Raw genomic sequence first — 12,506 nt, forward strand, 5'->3', positions numbered from 1 at the left:
CTGTTCGCCTGTCCATGTCGTTCTGGGGTGTGGTGTGTCGTTCGCAGTGCAGAGGCTGCGGTTGTCCGAGGACGGTCCGGTCTCGTACACCGTGGTGGGGGACGACGGCTTGCCCGTCGATGACGTGGAGGACTTCCTCGCGTACCTGACGGCGAGGGGTGCATCGCCGAACACGGTCCAGGGCTACGCCTACGACCTGCGCGACTTCTTCGTCTGGCTGGGTCAGGTGGGCTTGGACTTCCGGCGTGTGCGGCTGGAGGTGGTCGCCCAGTTCTTCGATTGGCTGCGCCGTCCGAAGCCTGCCCGAGCGCCGGAGGTTTTCGTGCTGCCGGGTGTCGGCCAGGCGCTGGAGAACACCACGCTGCAGCGGAAGCGGGCCGCGCTCGCGTCGTTCTACCGGTTCCACGCCAGGCGGGATGAGAGCGTGCCCGCGCTGCTGGGAAACCTGCTGGCCAGGCAGCCGACAGGCTCCTACACACCGATGCTGGCGCACACCCAGCGAGGGGGCGAGGTCGAGTACAGCCCGATCCGCATCCACGCCCACCGCAAGCCGCCCCGGACGCTGACGGATGACGAGGTCCGGCGGCTGATGGGCGCCTGCAACAGGCGCCGGGACCGGTTCCTGATCGCGCTCCTGGACGAGGCGGGGCTGCGGATCAGCGAGGCACTGGGCCTGCGGCACGCTGACTTGAACCTCCGCAAGGGCGAGGTGCACGTCGTTCCGCGCGAGAACAACGCGAACCATGCCCGGGTCAAGGGCATGAAGGGCCGGATCATCCCGGTGCGTCCGGAGCTGTTCGACCGCTACGCCGTCTACATGGAGAGCGAGTACGGGACGCTGGACTGCGACTTCGTGTTCGCCAACCTCTTCCGCGCGCCGATTGGCTCCCCGATGACCCGGGCGAACGTCAACGAGTTGGTCGAGCGGCTGCAGAAGCGGACCGGGATCGCGCACTTCTCGCCGCATGTCTGCCGGCACACCTACGCCACACGACTGCTGCGGGCAGAGGTGCCGATCGAGGTCGTGGCCGAACTCCTTGGTCACGCCAGCCCGCAGACCACCGCCGAGATCTACAGCCATCTCGATGTCGAGGATCATCGCCGGGTACTCCTGTCGGCCGGGATCATCAAGGACAGGGCACCGACCCGGTGAACACGCCCCGCGCGAGAGCAGGCTCCGACGGCCTGCTGGCCAGGCTGATGGAGACGGTGCGCCCGGAGTTCCGGGCCGAGGTGTTCTGTCCGCCGCGGGACAGCCCGGTGTTCTTCCCCGGCGAGTGCCGCATTCCGGCCTGCCCGACGACGCTGACCATGGGCCGGCTGAAGCTGTGCCGCACCCACCACCACCGCTGGGCGGCGGCGGGACGACCAGCCGATCTGGACGGGTGGTTCGCTCAGGAGGATGCGCGACTGCGCGAACGACGCCAGGTCTCGGCCTGCCGGGTCTCCGGGTGCAATCGGGCCCGAGCCGCCCACGGTCTGTGTCACCGCCACGCCTCGCGGTGGAACCACGCCGGACGCCCACCCCTCGAATCCTGGCTGGGACGGACCCTCTATCAACCTCCGCGCAAACCCTGGTCCGCCGAGCGGACCTGCGACTTCCCCGACTGCCCGCGCTGGACCGACAGCACCGACGCTCCGCTGTGTCACACCCACCACAACCGGTGGCGCAAGCACGGCCGACCGACCCTCGACACCTGGTACGACGACCTCGCTCACCGCGGAGACCCGAAGATCCGCCTGGACCAGCTGACCCCCGCCCTGCGCCTGGAGTTCCAGTTCGGTCTGCAACACCGGCTCGACGAAGGACTGCGCTTCACCCCCGCCCGCGACGTCCGCCGCGCGGTCACCTGGGCCTGCGAGGCACCCATCACCAGCCTCCTCGACTGGGACGAGAGCACCTGGCGCGACCACGTCGCCCCGCTCGGACCCGGCGGGAAACGCCACGGCCACAACGTGGTGGCCTTCCGCTTCATCGCGGACACCCGCTTCGCCCTGAAGCACCTGCTCATCGCCGATGATCCATGGGCTGACCAGTACCCGCGCGACGTCTGGGACCTGCGGCACTTCGCCCTGGCCGAAGGAGAGACGCGCTACCTCCGCTTCGGCCCCATACCCCAGCCCTGGCTGCGCGAGCTGGTCAAACGATGGTGCCGCTGGCGCATCAGTACGAACATCAGCGTCAACACCGTCGCGCAGAACCTGCGCTCCCTGACCCATCTCTCCGGGCATCTGCCACCGCACGCCGCGCCGGCCGACCTGACGCGCGCCAGGATCGAGACGTGGCTCGCCGCCCTGGCCGTCGACTACCCGGACGTGTTCACCCGCCGGGCCACCGTTAACTCGCTGGGCCGCTTCGTCGCCGACGCCCGCGCCCACGACTGGCAGCCGGTCCTGCCGCGCGACGCGATCATCTACAACGACGCTCCGCCACCGCCGCCGGCCAAGCCCCGGTGGATCTCCGAACACCTGATGCGGCAGATGGAGAACCCCGAGAACCTGGCGTTGATCTCCACCGACGACCTCCGCCTCATGGTCCCCTTGCTGATCTCCTGCGGCCTGCGGATGAAGGACGCCCGGCGCCTGCGGTTCGACTGCGTCACCCACGACGACACCGGCGCCCCCTACCTGACCTGGGTCAACCACAAGATCCACGGCCGCATCGCGTTCTTCCCCATCAGCCAGGCCCTGGCCGACGAGATCGCCGCACAACAAAAGCGCGTCCAAGCCCGCTTCCCTGCCGGAAGCCGCTTCCTGTTCCCCGGCTGGATGGCCAACCTCAACGGCAGCAAGGCCGTCTCGGACACCTGGTGCCGCGAACAGATGGAGACCTGGCTGGAGCGCATCCGCCTCATCGACGAGCACGGCCGCCCAGCTCGCGTGACCTTCCACCAGTTCCGCCACACGCTGGGCACCCGGCTGATCAACGCCAACGTCCCGCAGCACATCGTCCAGCAACTGCTCGACCACATGTCGCCGCAGATGACGGCCATCTACGCCCGGCTGCACCAGAAGACCCTGCGCGAGCACTGGGAGAAATCCCTCAAGATCAACGCCGAAGGCGAAGCCGTCGCCCTGCCCGCGGACCACCCGCTTGCCGATGCGACCTGGATGCGGCTGTCCCTGGTCCGCGCCAAGGTCAGTCTCCCCAACGGCTACTGCGGAGCCCCGATCCAGACGGACTGCGAGTACGCGAACCCTTGCCTGGACTGCCGCTTCTTCATCACCACCGGCGACTTCCTCGACCAGCACCGACGCCAGCGCGAAGAGACCCGCAAGCTCATCGGCGACGCCGAAAAAGCCGGACTGTCGCGCATCGTCGAGAAGAACACCCGCACGCTCGGCAAGCTCGACACCATCATCGACGCCCTGGAACAGGCCGGCCCGCAGCAGATCGTGGCCGGCGGGAAGGTGACCGATCTCGATGCCACCGGCTGACAACGCCCGCTTCCTCGTCGAAGCCTCGAAGACACGCAGCCGGCAGGCACGCGAGCGCGCCGAAGAGGCCATCAAGACGGCAGCCCGGCGCAGCGAACGGCCCACCGTCGTCGGCATCGCGAACGCGGCCGGCGTCTCCAGGTCCTGGCTATACACGCAGACCGACCTCATCACCGCGATCAACCAGCTCCAGCAGCGAGCCCCGGCACCCCACCGCAACACTCGGCACGCTGCCAGTGATGCCTCCCTGCAACGCAGGCTGGAGACCGCGCTCGAACGCAACCGGCAACTCCGCGACCAGGTCGCCGACCTCACCCGAAAACTGGAGAACGCCCACGGCGAGATCCGCCGTCTCCGCACCCTGGCCCAGCCACCCGCGGCCACCGTCCTTGGCCCCCGCTGAGCCCACAGTCCGACCGCTGCCACTGCCCGACGAAGACATGTCCACCAGGCAAAGTCCCTGCTCAGCGGCACTATCAGCGCCAGAGATCGACATAACCTCGAAGAGCAGCACCTGGTTGCACAACAGGCTCCAGCCCTGTTCCGGGTGGTACGCGATGGGCCGCGCGGCATCCCTGTCAGGAGCCTCAGCCGTGGGGCACGGCGGGGTGTGCGCGCACATGGTGCTCGTCCTCTCAGGTGCGGAGCGGGAAGTCAGGCCCTCTTCGGCCTCTACGGGGCCGTGGGGGACGGTTCGGAGATGGCCGAAGAGGGAGTCGGTAGGTGTTGCCGTACGAACTCGGCGATGGCGGCCTCGCTGTATCCGTAGAACCGGCCGAAGACCGCGTCGTCCTCCCACCACTCGGGAGCGGGCTCGCCCCACTCGACCGTGTGACAGGTGTCCCGGTACGGCGACCACCGGACGCGGAGGTCCGGGAACCCGGGCCGGTCCGCGAGGAGGCCGCGCGTCGCGATCGCCAGTGACAGCAGCTCGAAGGACATGTAACCGCCGCGGCGAGGGCCGCCGACCGGTACGGCGAGCAGGGGCGCCCGGAAAACTCGCACGGCAACAGCGCAATCGAGAACTGCTGGCTCGGCGAGGCGGTCACGGAAGTATTCGAAGTCGTACGCCTCCTCGGCCGGGCGAAGCGAGACGGTGATGGCGCGCGCCGGCCTCATAGCGGTGCTCATCACTCGATCAGCCCCTTCACGATGCCGACTTCGTCCAGGCGCTGGGCGAGTTGCAGGGTGACCCGCCCGAGCCTGCGTAGGTGCCCGAGGGCCTGCCATGGGTCGCCGGGCAGCTCCTCGGAACGCAGCACGCGGGCCTGTTCGATCAGGGCCGCGATGTCCGGGTGCTTCTTGTCCGCCTCGTCGCGCAGACCTCGGTGCACGAGCTGCATGAGGGCACCGCGGAACCGTTGGGCGAGTTCGTCGGCGTCGTCGTACTCGGGCGGCGCCACGGCCCGCTTGCGTCCGGTTGACCCGGCGGCATGGTGGCTGACCTCGCCGTTGAGGAGCGCGTCCACATCTTCGAACACGGCGCTCCAGTCCACCGGCTCCCACTCGCGTACGGCGCTCAGGTACCGCTCAATGGCCGCCCTGTCGAGCGGTGCCGTCCAAGGATGCGTGGGGACGGAGGGGTCCTTGACTCGGATCGGAATCCGCTCGGCCCGCTCGCTTTGGTGCTGTACCGCGGTGCTCGTCATCGGCTCGCCGCCAAACTCAGGTCGCACCATGTCGTGGCTCCGTCGTCATCGACACCCCAGGCCCCTCGTTTGCTGTGTGCGATCGCTGTGACGAGGGCCAGGCCGCGACCGTGCTCGTCTTGATCGCCGGGGTGCTGCACGGTCGGACGACGTCCGGAGACGCCGTCGTGCACGCGGATACGGAGGAGGTCGTCTTCGAGATCGAGGGTGAGGCGAACGCGGCGGCCACCGCTGTGGAGGATGGCGTTGGTGACCAGCTCCGAGACGACCAGGGTCGCTTCCTCAGCGACGCAGTCCAGACCGTACGAGCGAAGTCGCTCCCGGGTCACGCGCCTCATGGCACGGACCCGGAGTTCGTCTTCACGTGGGGGGACTTCGCCCGGCGCGTGCTCGGTGATGGGAAAGTCCTCCCTCACCAGGCAGCCGTCGCGAAGTACGGTCGGGCGCTGCGGCGCCGGGGCCGTCACCGCTCCGTTCCGATCTGCGATGTCCGGTCGTGCCGGGCGTCCGGATCGTCGATCGAGGAGAAGGCTCCCGTCCGGCGCCGCTGCCCCGGGACGCGCCGGAGCAGTCCGGCCAGGGCAGGCAGAGGGGTGACCGAGGCGTCGGCCAGGTTGCGGCGGCGGTGGCGGTCTCCGGGAGTCCGTGTGGTCATCGGGCATCCCCTTCCGCGATCGGGAAGAGGGCACCGAGCTTGCTGTACAGAGCGACCGCTTCGTCAGCCGTCAGGACCAGCGGGACAGTCGCGGGCTCCGCGGCCCCCTCGTGCAGGTCGAGGGGCACCGCGAAACGGCCGGCCTCCGTCGGCGCGACCTCAGCCTCACTGGCAAGGCGGAGATGGCGCTTGATGGGCGGTAAAGGCGCCGCGCCAGGTACCGTCTGAGCGTGACTTCTCGTCATAGCCCGTAAAGGTAGGGCGACTTGGGCGCCTTACCCCTGAGAAAAAATCAGGGCTGAGTAACACTCAGGGTTGGCATATGCTCACGCAGCGAGGCCGATATGGACGGCGACCGCGCGTAGGTCGTCGCGCCACATCGGCTTTTCGCGCTTCAGCAGGTCGGCCACCGCCTCCCTGACCAGCGGAGAGAACACGATCTCCTCCGGTGACTGCTTCAGCAGCTTGCCGAGGATGTGGACGGTCGCGTAGTCGTCGCGCTGGATGCGGTTGAGGTTCATCACCTCGATCAGGTACCGGGTTCGCCGTTCGAGCGGAACTTCGGGGTTGACCTGGACGTGGTCAGCGGCGCGGAGCGCTTCGCTGGTGTCGCCCTCCTCCGCCTTCAGGTGCACCTCGTGCATGGCGAAGTTGGTTGGCCCGAAGCACGTGTGCCAATGGTTGAGGTCCGAGCCGACGCGCTGCACGGCTTGTTCTGCCCCGTGGTACAGGTCCCAGGCCCTCGGACCCTTGGTCGCACGGACGGCGGCGACGGCGCCTTGCAGGTGCAGCGCGCCGTACGCGGACCAGTGCTCAGGGCTGGAGTCCTCGTTTGGCCGGCACTGCGCGATGGTCTGCTGGGCCAGCTCGTAGCTGTCGTCCACGTCTCCAGCGGAGGTGAGGACGCATGCCAGGTTCCAGGCCGCAGCTGCAAGGAGGGCCGGGTCGCCTGCGTTGTCCGCGAGGGCGAGGCCGCGGTCGGCTGCGACGCGCGCCAGCGTCGGTTCGCCGACGCGGCGCAGCCAGATCTGGTGCAGGCCGTAGAGGCTGATGAGCTGCCGAAGGACGGTGCTCTCCTGCTCAGCCGGGGCGTCGCGCAGGGCGGCGTGCCCCTGCCGCAGCAGAATGGGCAGTCGGGCGCCTACGTCGCGGTACCGGTCGTCGGCCTGCGTCTCGTAGACCTTCCAGGCGTCCGTGACGGACGACTCGAAGTCGTCCGCGCTGATCGATCCGATACGCAGCGGAAGCAGCGACGCGGGCAGGGACAGGGCCTGTCGGATGAGCGGGACGTTCTCGTGCTCGGTCCCGCCGGTGGCGATTCCGGACACATAGCCGCCGGTCAGATCTTCCAGGCTGCACCGCAGGGCCTTACTGAGCGCGATCAGGATCGGGAGCCGGTCCAGGGGCATCCGGTCGTTCTCGATCTTGTAGACCCAGTTCTCTGACCTGCCGATAAGGTCTCCCAGCATCTTCTGGGACAAGCCCCGGCGCTCACGCCACCACTTGATCCTCTGCCCGATGCTGAACAACTCTCCGTCATACGCCATGGGTTGACCATTCGTCGTAGTGGACAGGGCACTCGTGTCAAGCGTATGCCCGCGCGCGTCAGGCAGGGGCGATACTGGTGGCCTCTCCCTCCGGGAGGGCACTCAACGGTCCCCCTGCCGCCTGGCGGCCGGGGGACCGCGTACACGTACGAGCAGATCGGCAGGGAGGCCCCTTTGCCAGCCCCATACCGTGGCCTGATCCTCGACTTCGGTGGTGTGCTCACCACCCGAATGAGACTGAACGGGCAGGCGTTCGAGAGGTCGGAGGGGTTGGCGCCCGGCGCCTACTTCGCGGCCCTGAACGAGCATCCTGACGGCGTCGCTATCTACGCCGCGCTGGAGGTCGGGGAGGCGACACAGGAGGACTGGAACCGCGTCATCGGCGGCATCCTCGGCATCGACCCCACGGACCTGATGCGGCGGGCCTTGGCCAACCTGCACCCCGAGCCCGCGATCGTCGCCGCGGCGAAGCGCGCTCGCGCGGCCGGCATCAAGGTGGCCATGCTCAGCAACTCGTTCGGCATCGAGCCCTACAACCCCTACGAGGACAAGGGGATATGGACGGACTTCTTCGATGCCGTGATCCTGTCCGAGCTGGAGGGGGTACGAAAGCCGTCCCCCCTCATCTATCAGCGGGCGCTCGACGCTTTGGAGCTGACCGGACCGGAGTGCGTGTTCGTGGACGACCACGCGGAAAATCTGCCGCCCGCTGAGGCCCTGGGTATCCGCACTGTGCACCACACAACTGATCCCACTGGTACGGCGGCCACCCTGGACTCTCTCCTCCTTGACCCGGCTCCGGCCTGACAGCCCGGACAGGTTCGAGGGCGAGGAGACCTGTTGTCGGGGTTGGCCCCTGCATAAAGGGCGCATCTGATCGGGGCACAGCAACAGGAGCTACAGACCGGAATCGGGGAAGGGTGACTAGTTCCAGCGAAAACGACGGCCGAAACAGGCACGTCGCGAAACTGATGCGTGAGTTCTATGAGGGACATCGTCAGCAGCGAGCGAACGGGATCTGGCCGGTTAGACTTGCAGAAATGTACTGCCGCTACCTGTGGAATGAGAGAAGTGAATCTCTCAAAGATGCGAAGCGGTTGTCGACATCGCGCTACTATCTTGGCCTGTCGGTTCAGGACTACGGTCTCAGTGAACTTACGAAGCGCAGCGCTCTAATCAGCGACACGCTTTTACTAACCCACGACGGGAGCGGTGTCACCCGTAGTGTGATCGATTCGAATCTCGCGTTTCAAAATCCCCGACGCTGGCTTCGGCAGGCTGGTCGGCACCTGGCAAGGGCCGAGCGGCGTGAAAGGTGGAACCTTCCGCGGCGTCCCTTTGAGACCACTGTCGAGGTCATATGCCCCGAGTGGGACGCATTTGGTAATTGGATCGCGGACGCGGAGCCGCTGCTCCGTGCCGGTTTGGCATGGTACCTGCCGCGATACCAACTACTAGATCAGCATGTGCGACCCGGGGAGCGGGAGGTCCGCCACCCGGAAGCGATCGATTACCTGATTCGGGATGGAAGGGTAGTCGACGCGTCCGGCGCCACCCCGGTGAAGAGTCAGCTGGTGCGACCCATTCTTGAACTCGAACTCCCATTCCTCACCGGCGTCAGCATGCGCGACTTCAGCAGAATAACGATCGAAGAATTCGCCTCCTACTGCGCCTTCCGCGACTACGTAAGGAATGTGCTGCTCAGCCTAGACGATTCGCTGAATGCAGTGCAGTCGGAGCGCGAGTTGGCCCGTATTGAGATCGCGATGCGCGACCAGGTTCGCGCCGTTAAGTCGAACATCGATCGAGTCCGACGAACGCGCGCTGTCTCGGCCACAGGCGTGGCAGTGGGCAGTGTGACTACTCTGCTCGCAGCAGTGTACGGACCTGCGCTGGAGCAAGCGATCCAGATCTTGGGCGTGGCCAGTGCGGGGGGCGGTGTTTGGAGCTACCTCAACGTCGCGACCCAAAACAGTAAGAAGACTCTCACGGAAGACAAGTGGTATTACGTTTGGATTCTCTCGAAGAAAAGTGAGCGACCGATGTAACTGCCCTGCGCTAAAAATACGTTCCCAGCGGCTCTGTTGGATGTCAGTGTTGACAAAGCGGAGTTAGTCCCCATTGGTGGGCGGTTAGTCCGTCGGTGTGCCGATCGGCAGAATACGCATCAACGACCAGCGAAGTTCAGGTCTAGAGCGTAGGGAGCTCGGGGTCATGCGGAGAGAACGGACCCTCTGCGAGAGCGATGCCTCCATACGATGACCGCGGTCGCACCGGCCGAGGGGGTTGATCATTGTGCACGGTTCGGTCAGGTCGAGCCTCACGGGTCTCTCGCGCGGTGACTCTCGTGAACACCTGCTCCGCCCGGTCCAGGGTCAGCCGCATCGTGCCGTACGGCCCCACCGCGTAACCGGTGCGGTGCCCGTGCAGGTGCAGTTCTTCCACGGCCTGAACGCCGGCGTCGACCTCTTGCACATCATCCGGCGGGACCAGCGCGTGCAGTTCCTCCGCCCACTCCCAGCCGAGATCGCGGAGCACGGTTCGAGCCTCTTCCTGCTCCCAGCCGCTTCGCGCGATCAGGCCGTGACGGGGGTCCGTGGAGAAGACCATATCGGGGTTCGGCATCATCCTGCCGTCTCCTCGACTCGTTCCGTAAGCAGGGGTTCTTCGTCGCCTCCAGGGGCCTGTGCGGGCCAGGCTGCGAGCTGGAACCGTGCTGGACGGTCTTCGTGGCGTCCGACTCGGCATTCGTCGCCGGCTTTGCCGAGGACCCTGTTCATCCGGGCCACGAAGCGGTCGTACTGCTCATGCCAGATCACGACCGAGCCCGCGTCCGCGAAGGCGTCGGTTCTGGCGAAGGCGAGCGCCGCGATCTCGTATCCAAGGCCCTCGTGCTTCGTCCAGCACGGCGGTATGACGTCCTGCGGCTGCCAGGCATACGTCCGGTTCAGCCAGCGGCACACGGAGTCGAGCCATGCGGGCATCGGCTGGATCAGCTCAGGTGACAGAGCGCCGAGATCCCACGGGGCGGGGCCGTCAACTACCGAGTCCTCCGCGCTCCGCGCCGCGATGTACTCCAAGATCAGCGCGGGTGGTTCGGGGAAGGGCTCGAAGTGAGCAAGCTGATTCGTCATGCGGCAGCCGCCTCCTCATGGCCGGCCCACGCGGCGGCGTGAGCCTTCGCCTGGGTCTTCTTCGCTGCGGCCTCGCGTGAACGCTCCGCTTCGTTGGCCGCTCGCAGGTTACGGACGTGGCCCTGGATCTCGGCCCAGGACTCCCAGCTCCACATGCCGTCCAGACGGGTGACGACAGGGGGGAGGTTGTCCGCGAGGACCAGGGCGTGCCCTTCGGGCAGGGACCTGATCTCGTCCCCGCGCAGGACCGGCTCCAGCGCCATGTGCGTGGCGGTCGAGTGGCCGCCGCGGTCTCCCCCGGTCGTCGTCTTCGTGGTGCGCTCCCGTTCGACCTGGCCACACAGGTCGGACATGTCCTTCAGGAAGACGGGGTCCTTCGCTCCTCCGAAGACCACGACGTGGTTGGTGAAGGAGGCCAGCTCGTTCGCGGTGTCCTCGCCGAAGCGGGCGCGAGCCGACGCCCAGCCCTGTAGACCATAGATCACCGTGACGCCTCGTCCCCGGCCATCGGCTACGCGTTGACGAAGGCTGGGGATCGGCGCGATGTTCGGCGCCTCGTCCAAAGCGGCGAGGAGGGGCGGGTCGAGTCGACCCGCCGGGGACGCGACGGCGTGAGCCTCCGCGACGTCTAGCAGGTCCTCGGCGATCGCTGTGGTCAGCGGAGCGACGCTGTTCACCTCCGAGTCCTTGCCGAGCAGATAGATGGTGCCTTCCGCGTCAAGGAACTCGTGGAAGTCCGTGGGGTCCTCTCCGTCTCCTTGCAGAGCACGGAGCACCGACTGGTGCATGAGGGGTTCGAGAGCCGCGTCGAGGGTCGAGGCCGTGTTGCCGACGGTGCGGCTGTCGCCGGTGGTGGCGGTCCGGAGCATGTCCGCCCAGCCGGGGCCGGCGCCAGGGTGGGCGTTGAGGATGCCGAGGGGCGCGGGGTCGGTGAGCTTGCGGGCCCACTTCAGCACCCAGTCCAAGGTGGCGCCGTCGAGAGCAGCGGCGTGGAAGAACGCGGCGAGGATCTTGGACGCCTGCCCCTTGTAGAAGGCGCTGCCCTCGCTGGACCGTGTCGCGGACCCGGGAGTCCGGGAACCGGCGACGAACGCCTTGGCCCTCATCATCGCGACCTCCGTTTCGGACGCGCCGGTGATCGGCGTCCAACGGAACTTCGGGAGGGAAGGCGCGAGGTTCTGGGGGTCGAAGACCATGACCGGTCGGTCGTCGCGCCGCCGAGCATCGAGGGTCAGTTCGACCAGGTCCGGCTTGGTCGAGGTGGCGAGGACCGGACCGGCCCAGTTGCGGATGGTCGGTGCGAAGAAGCGCAGGGTTTTTCCGCTGCCCATGGGGCCGATGACCCGGCATGCCTTGTCGGCGCGGGACCACAGCTCTACGCCCTTCGGGCGTTGGGAGGTCCCCAGCGAGTAGCCGAAATCGTGAGGATCGAGGGGGTGGCGCATAACGAGCTCCGGAACGAGGTGGGTGAGCAGAGGCGGGTCAGGAACCGGCGGAACGGTCCTTCGCGAAGCTCACCGGTGGTGTACGGGCGGGTCGGTCTTCATCGCGGATGAGGGATGGGCGGATCTCGGTGGCCTTCAGGACGGCCTTGGCGGACATCTGGCGCCTGAGCTGGGATTTAGCGGCGAAGCCGGCGTTGCGTCGGCCTCGGTTCGTCAGAACCCAGACGGTGATCAAGGTCACCGCGCACACGGCGGTGGCGGCGCAGAGGGCCAGGGAGACCCCGCTCGGCATGAGACCCACTACTCGGCCCTCCGGGCGACCCGAGCCGCGAGGTAGCGCATCCGCCGACCGCACAGCCGGGACAGCGATGCGTCGGGCCCGGCACAGCGTGGTGGAGCTGTGTGGAAAGCGCTGTGGAGGTCTTCCGCCGCGCGCCAGATATGGGTGACGGCCGTACGGACGCGGCCACCTGCGGCGGAGTAGTCGCCGTGGTCGAGCACGGTGGCCAGCGTCTTCATACGTCGGGCGAGGTCGAGTGCATCGGCGTGCAGCTGGTCGATGTCCTGTCGCACCGCACGCTCGTCAGCCGGGAGCGTGGTCTCGTCGGTAGTGGTGGTCATGGAAGGGGCGCGCTCCG

Annotated in this window: 15 protein-coding genes and 1 pseudogene; 5 read left to right on the forward strand and 11 right to left on the reverse strand. The window is 67.3% G+C overall.

Going from position 1 to position 12,506, the window contains the following annotated elements:
- Positions 1–34: 34 nt before the first annotated feature.
- Genes AMK26_RS22530 through AMK26_RS22540 form a run of 3 tightly spaced genes read left to right on the forward strand, consistent with a single transcriptional unit; the run spans position 35 to position 3,841 of the window.
- On the forward strand, positions 35–1,153 hold the full coding sequence (locus AMK26_RS22530) for a tyrosine-type recombinase/integrase (RefSeq protein WP_241838019.1): 1,119 nt from the start codon (positions 35–37) through the stop codon (positions 1,151–1,153).
- Positions 1,150–3,438 (forward strand): tyrosine-type recombinase/integrase, encoded by a 2,289-nt coding sequence (locus AMK26_RS22535; RefSeq protein WP_073756536.1) that lies wholly within the window; start codon positions 1,150–1,152, stop codon positions 3,436–3,438. The genes AMK26_RS22530 and AMK26_RS22535 overlap by 4 nt, the downstream gene beginning before the upstream one ends.
- Entirely contained in the window at positions 3,425–3,841 is a 417-nt protein-coding gene (locus AMK26_RS22540) for a DUF6262 family protein (protein ID WP_073756537.1), read from the forward strand. The genes AMK26_RS22535 and AMK26_RS22540 overlap by 14 nt, the downstream gene beginning before the upstream one ends.
- 96 nt (positions 3,842–3,937) lie before the next feature.
- Here AMK26_RS22540 and AMK26_RS37965 read toward each other — a convergent pair.
- From AMK26_RS37965 to AMK26_RS22560, 6 genes and pseudogenes are all read right to left on the reverse strand, one after another.
- Positions 3,938–4,060, reverse strand: a pseudogene (locus tag AMK26_RS37965) (DUF5999 family protein); the annotation flags it as partial.
- 50 nt (positions 4,061–4,110) lie between these two features.
- Positions 4,111–4,569, reverse strand: coding sequence for a DUF6302 family protein (locus AMK26_RS22545; protein ID WP_073756538.1), 459 nt, complete (start codon positions 4,567–4,569; stop codon positions 4,111–4,113).
- A complete protein-coding gene (locus tag AMK26_RS22550) occupies positions 4,569–5,087 on the reverse strand; it encodes a DUF6415 family natural product biosynthesis protein (protein WP_073756539.1) in 519 nt (172 codons plus the stop codon). Before AMK26_RS22550 ends, AMK26_RS22545 begins: the two co-directional genes overlap by 1 nt.
- Entirely contained in the window at positions 5,084–5,425 is a 342-nt protein-coding gene (locus AMK26_RS22555) for an ATP-binding protein (RefSeq protein ID WP_079277803.1), read from the reverse strand. The genes AMK26_RS22550 and AMK26_RS22555 overlap by 4 nt, the downstream gene beginning before the upstream one ends.
- A gap of 125 nt (positions 5,426–5,550) precedes the next feature.
- A complete protein-coding gene (locus AMK26_RS35785) occupies positions 5,551–5,742 on the reverse strand; it encodes a hypothetical protein (RefSeq protein WP_079277752.1) in 192 nt (63 codons plus the stop codon).
- A 326-nt stretch (positions 5,743–6,068) separates the two neighbouring features.
- A complete protein-coding gene (locus tag AMK26_RS22560) occupies positions 6,069–7,289 on the reverse strand; it encodes a helix-turn-helix domain-containing protein (protein WP_073756540.1) in 1,221 nt (406 codons plus the stop codon).
- A gap of 174 nt (positions 7,290–7,463) precedes the next feature.
- On the opposite strand from AMK26_RS22560, the gene AMK26_RS22565 reads away from it, so the two are divergent.
- The gene (locus tag AMK26_RS22565; RefSeq protein ID WP_073757051.1) at positions 7,464–8,096 is read left to right on the forward strand and encodes an HAD-IA family hydrolase; all 633 of its coding nucleotides are present in this window, start codon (positions 7,464–7,466) and stop codon (positions 8,094–8,096) included.
- A gap of 233 nt (positions 8,097–8,329) precedes the next feature.
- Positions 8,330–9,337 carry a hypothetical protein gene (locus tag AMK26_RS36730; protein WP_143608595.1) on the forward strand — a complete coding sequence of 336 codons (1,008 nt, stop codon included), beginning with the start codon at positions 8,330–8,332 and terminating at the stop codon, positions 9,335–9,337.
- 142 nt (positions 9,338–9,479) lie between these two features.
- Here the strand turns inward: AMK26_RS36730 and AMK26_RS22575 are convergent, their stop codons facing one another.
- From AMK26_RS22575 to AMK26_RS22595, 5 genes are read right to left on the reverse strand one after another with little or no spacing between them, the layout of a single operon-like run.
- Positions 9,480–9,917 (reverse strand): hypothetical protein, encoded by a 438-nt coding sequence (locus tag AMK26_RS22575; RefSeq protein WP_073756542.1) that lies wholly within the window; start codon positions 9,915–9,917, stop codon positions 9,480–9,482.
- Positions 9,914–10,423, reverse strand: coding sequence for a hypothetical protein (locus AMK26_RS22580; protein WP_073756543.1), 510 nt, complete (start codon positions 10,421–10,423; stop codon positions 9,914–9,916). Before AMK26_RS22580 ends, AMK26_RS22575 begins: the two co-directional genes overlap by 4 nt.
- Entirely contained in the window at positions 10,420–11,868 is a 1,449-nt protein-coding gene (locus AMK26_RS22585) for a type IV secretory system conjugative DNA transfer family protein (protein ID WP_073756544.1), read from the reverse strand. The genes AMK26_RS22580 and AMK26_RS22585 overlap by 4 nt, the downstream gene beginning before the upstream one ends.
- 37 nt (positions 11,869–11,905) lie before the next feature.
- Positions 11,906–12,160, reverse strand: coding sequence for a hypothetical protein (locus tag AMK26_RS22590; RefSeq protein WP_143608597.1), 255 nt, complete (start codon positions 12,158–12,160; stop codon positions 11,906–11,908).
- An 8-nt stretch (positions 12,161–12,168) separates the two neighbouring features.
- A complete protein-coding gene (locus AMK26_RS22595) occupies positions 12,169–12,489 on the reverse strand; it encodes a DUF6238 family protein (RefSeq protein WP_241838020.1) in 321 nt (106 codons plus the stop codon).
- Between the last annotated feature and the right edge of the window lie 17 nt (positions 12,490–12,506).

This window comes from Streptomyces sp. CB03234, from assembly GCF_001905885.1.
Lineage (GTDB): Bacteria > Actinomycetota > Actinomycetes > Streptomycetales > Streptomycetaceae > Streptomyces.

Excerpts from the sequence above, each read along its gene's own strand:
- AMK26_RS22540 (WP_073756537.1), top strand. The coding sequence starts at position 3,425 with ATGCCACCGGCTGACAACGCCCGCTTCCTCGTCGAAGCCTCGAAGACA.
- AMK26_RS22545 (WP_073756538.1), bottom strand. The coding sequence starts at position 4,569 with ATGAGCACCGCTATGAGGCCGGCGCGCGCCATCACCGTCTCGCTTCGC.
- AMK26_RS22550 (WP_073756539.1), bottom strand. The coding sequence starts at position 5,087 with ATGACGAGCACCGCGGTACAGCACCAAAGCGAGCGGGCCGAGCGGATT.
- AMK26_RS22555 (WP_079277803.1), bottom strand. The coding sequence starts at position 5,425 with ATGAGGCGCGTGACCCGGGAGCGACTTCGCTCGTACGGTCTGGACTGC.
- AMK26_RS35785 (WP_079277752.1), bottom strand. The coding sequence starts at position 5,742 with ATGACCACACGGACTCCCGGAGACCGCCACCGCCGCCGCAACCTGGCC.
- AMK26_RS22560 (WP_073756540.1), bottom strand. The coding sequence starts at position 7,289 with ATGGCGTATGACGGAGAGTTGTTCAGCATCGGGCAGAGGATCAAGTGG.
- AMK26_RS36730 (WP_143608595.1), top strand. The coding sequence starts at position 8,330 with ATGTACTGCCGCTACCTGTGGAATGAGAGAAGTGAATCTCTCAAAGAT.
- AMK26_RS22575 (WP_073756542.1), bottom strand. The coding sequence starts at position 9,917 with ATGATGCCGAACCCCGATATGGTCTTCTCCACGGACCCCCGTCACGGC.
- AMK26_RS22580 (WP_073756543.1), bottom strand. The coding sequence starts at position 10,423 with ATGACGAATCAGCTTGCTCACTTCGAGCCCTTCCCCGAACCACCCGCG.
- AMK26_RS22585 (WP_073756544.1), bottom strand. The coding sequence starts at position 11,868 with ATGCGCCACCCCCTCGATCCTCACGATTTCGGCTACTCGCTGGGGACC.
- AMK26_RS22590 (WP_143608597.1), bottom strand. The coding sequence starts at position 12,160 with ATGCCGAGCGGGGTCTCCCTGGCCCTCTGCGCCGCCACCGCCGTGTGC.
- AMK26_RS22595 (WP_241838020.1), bottom strand. The coding sequence starts at position 12,489 with ATGACCACCACTACCGACGAGACCACGCTCCCGGCTGACGAGCGTGCG.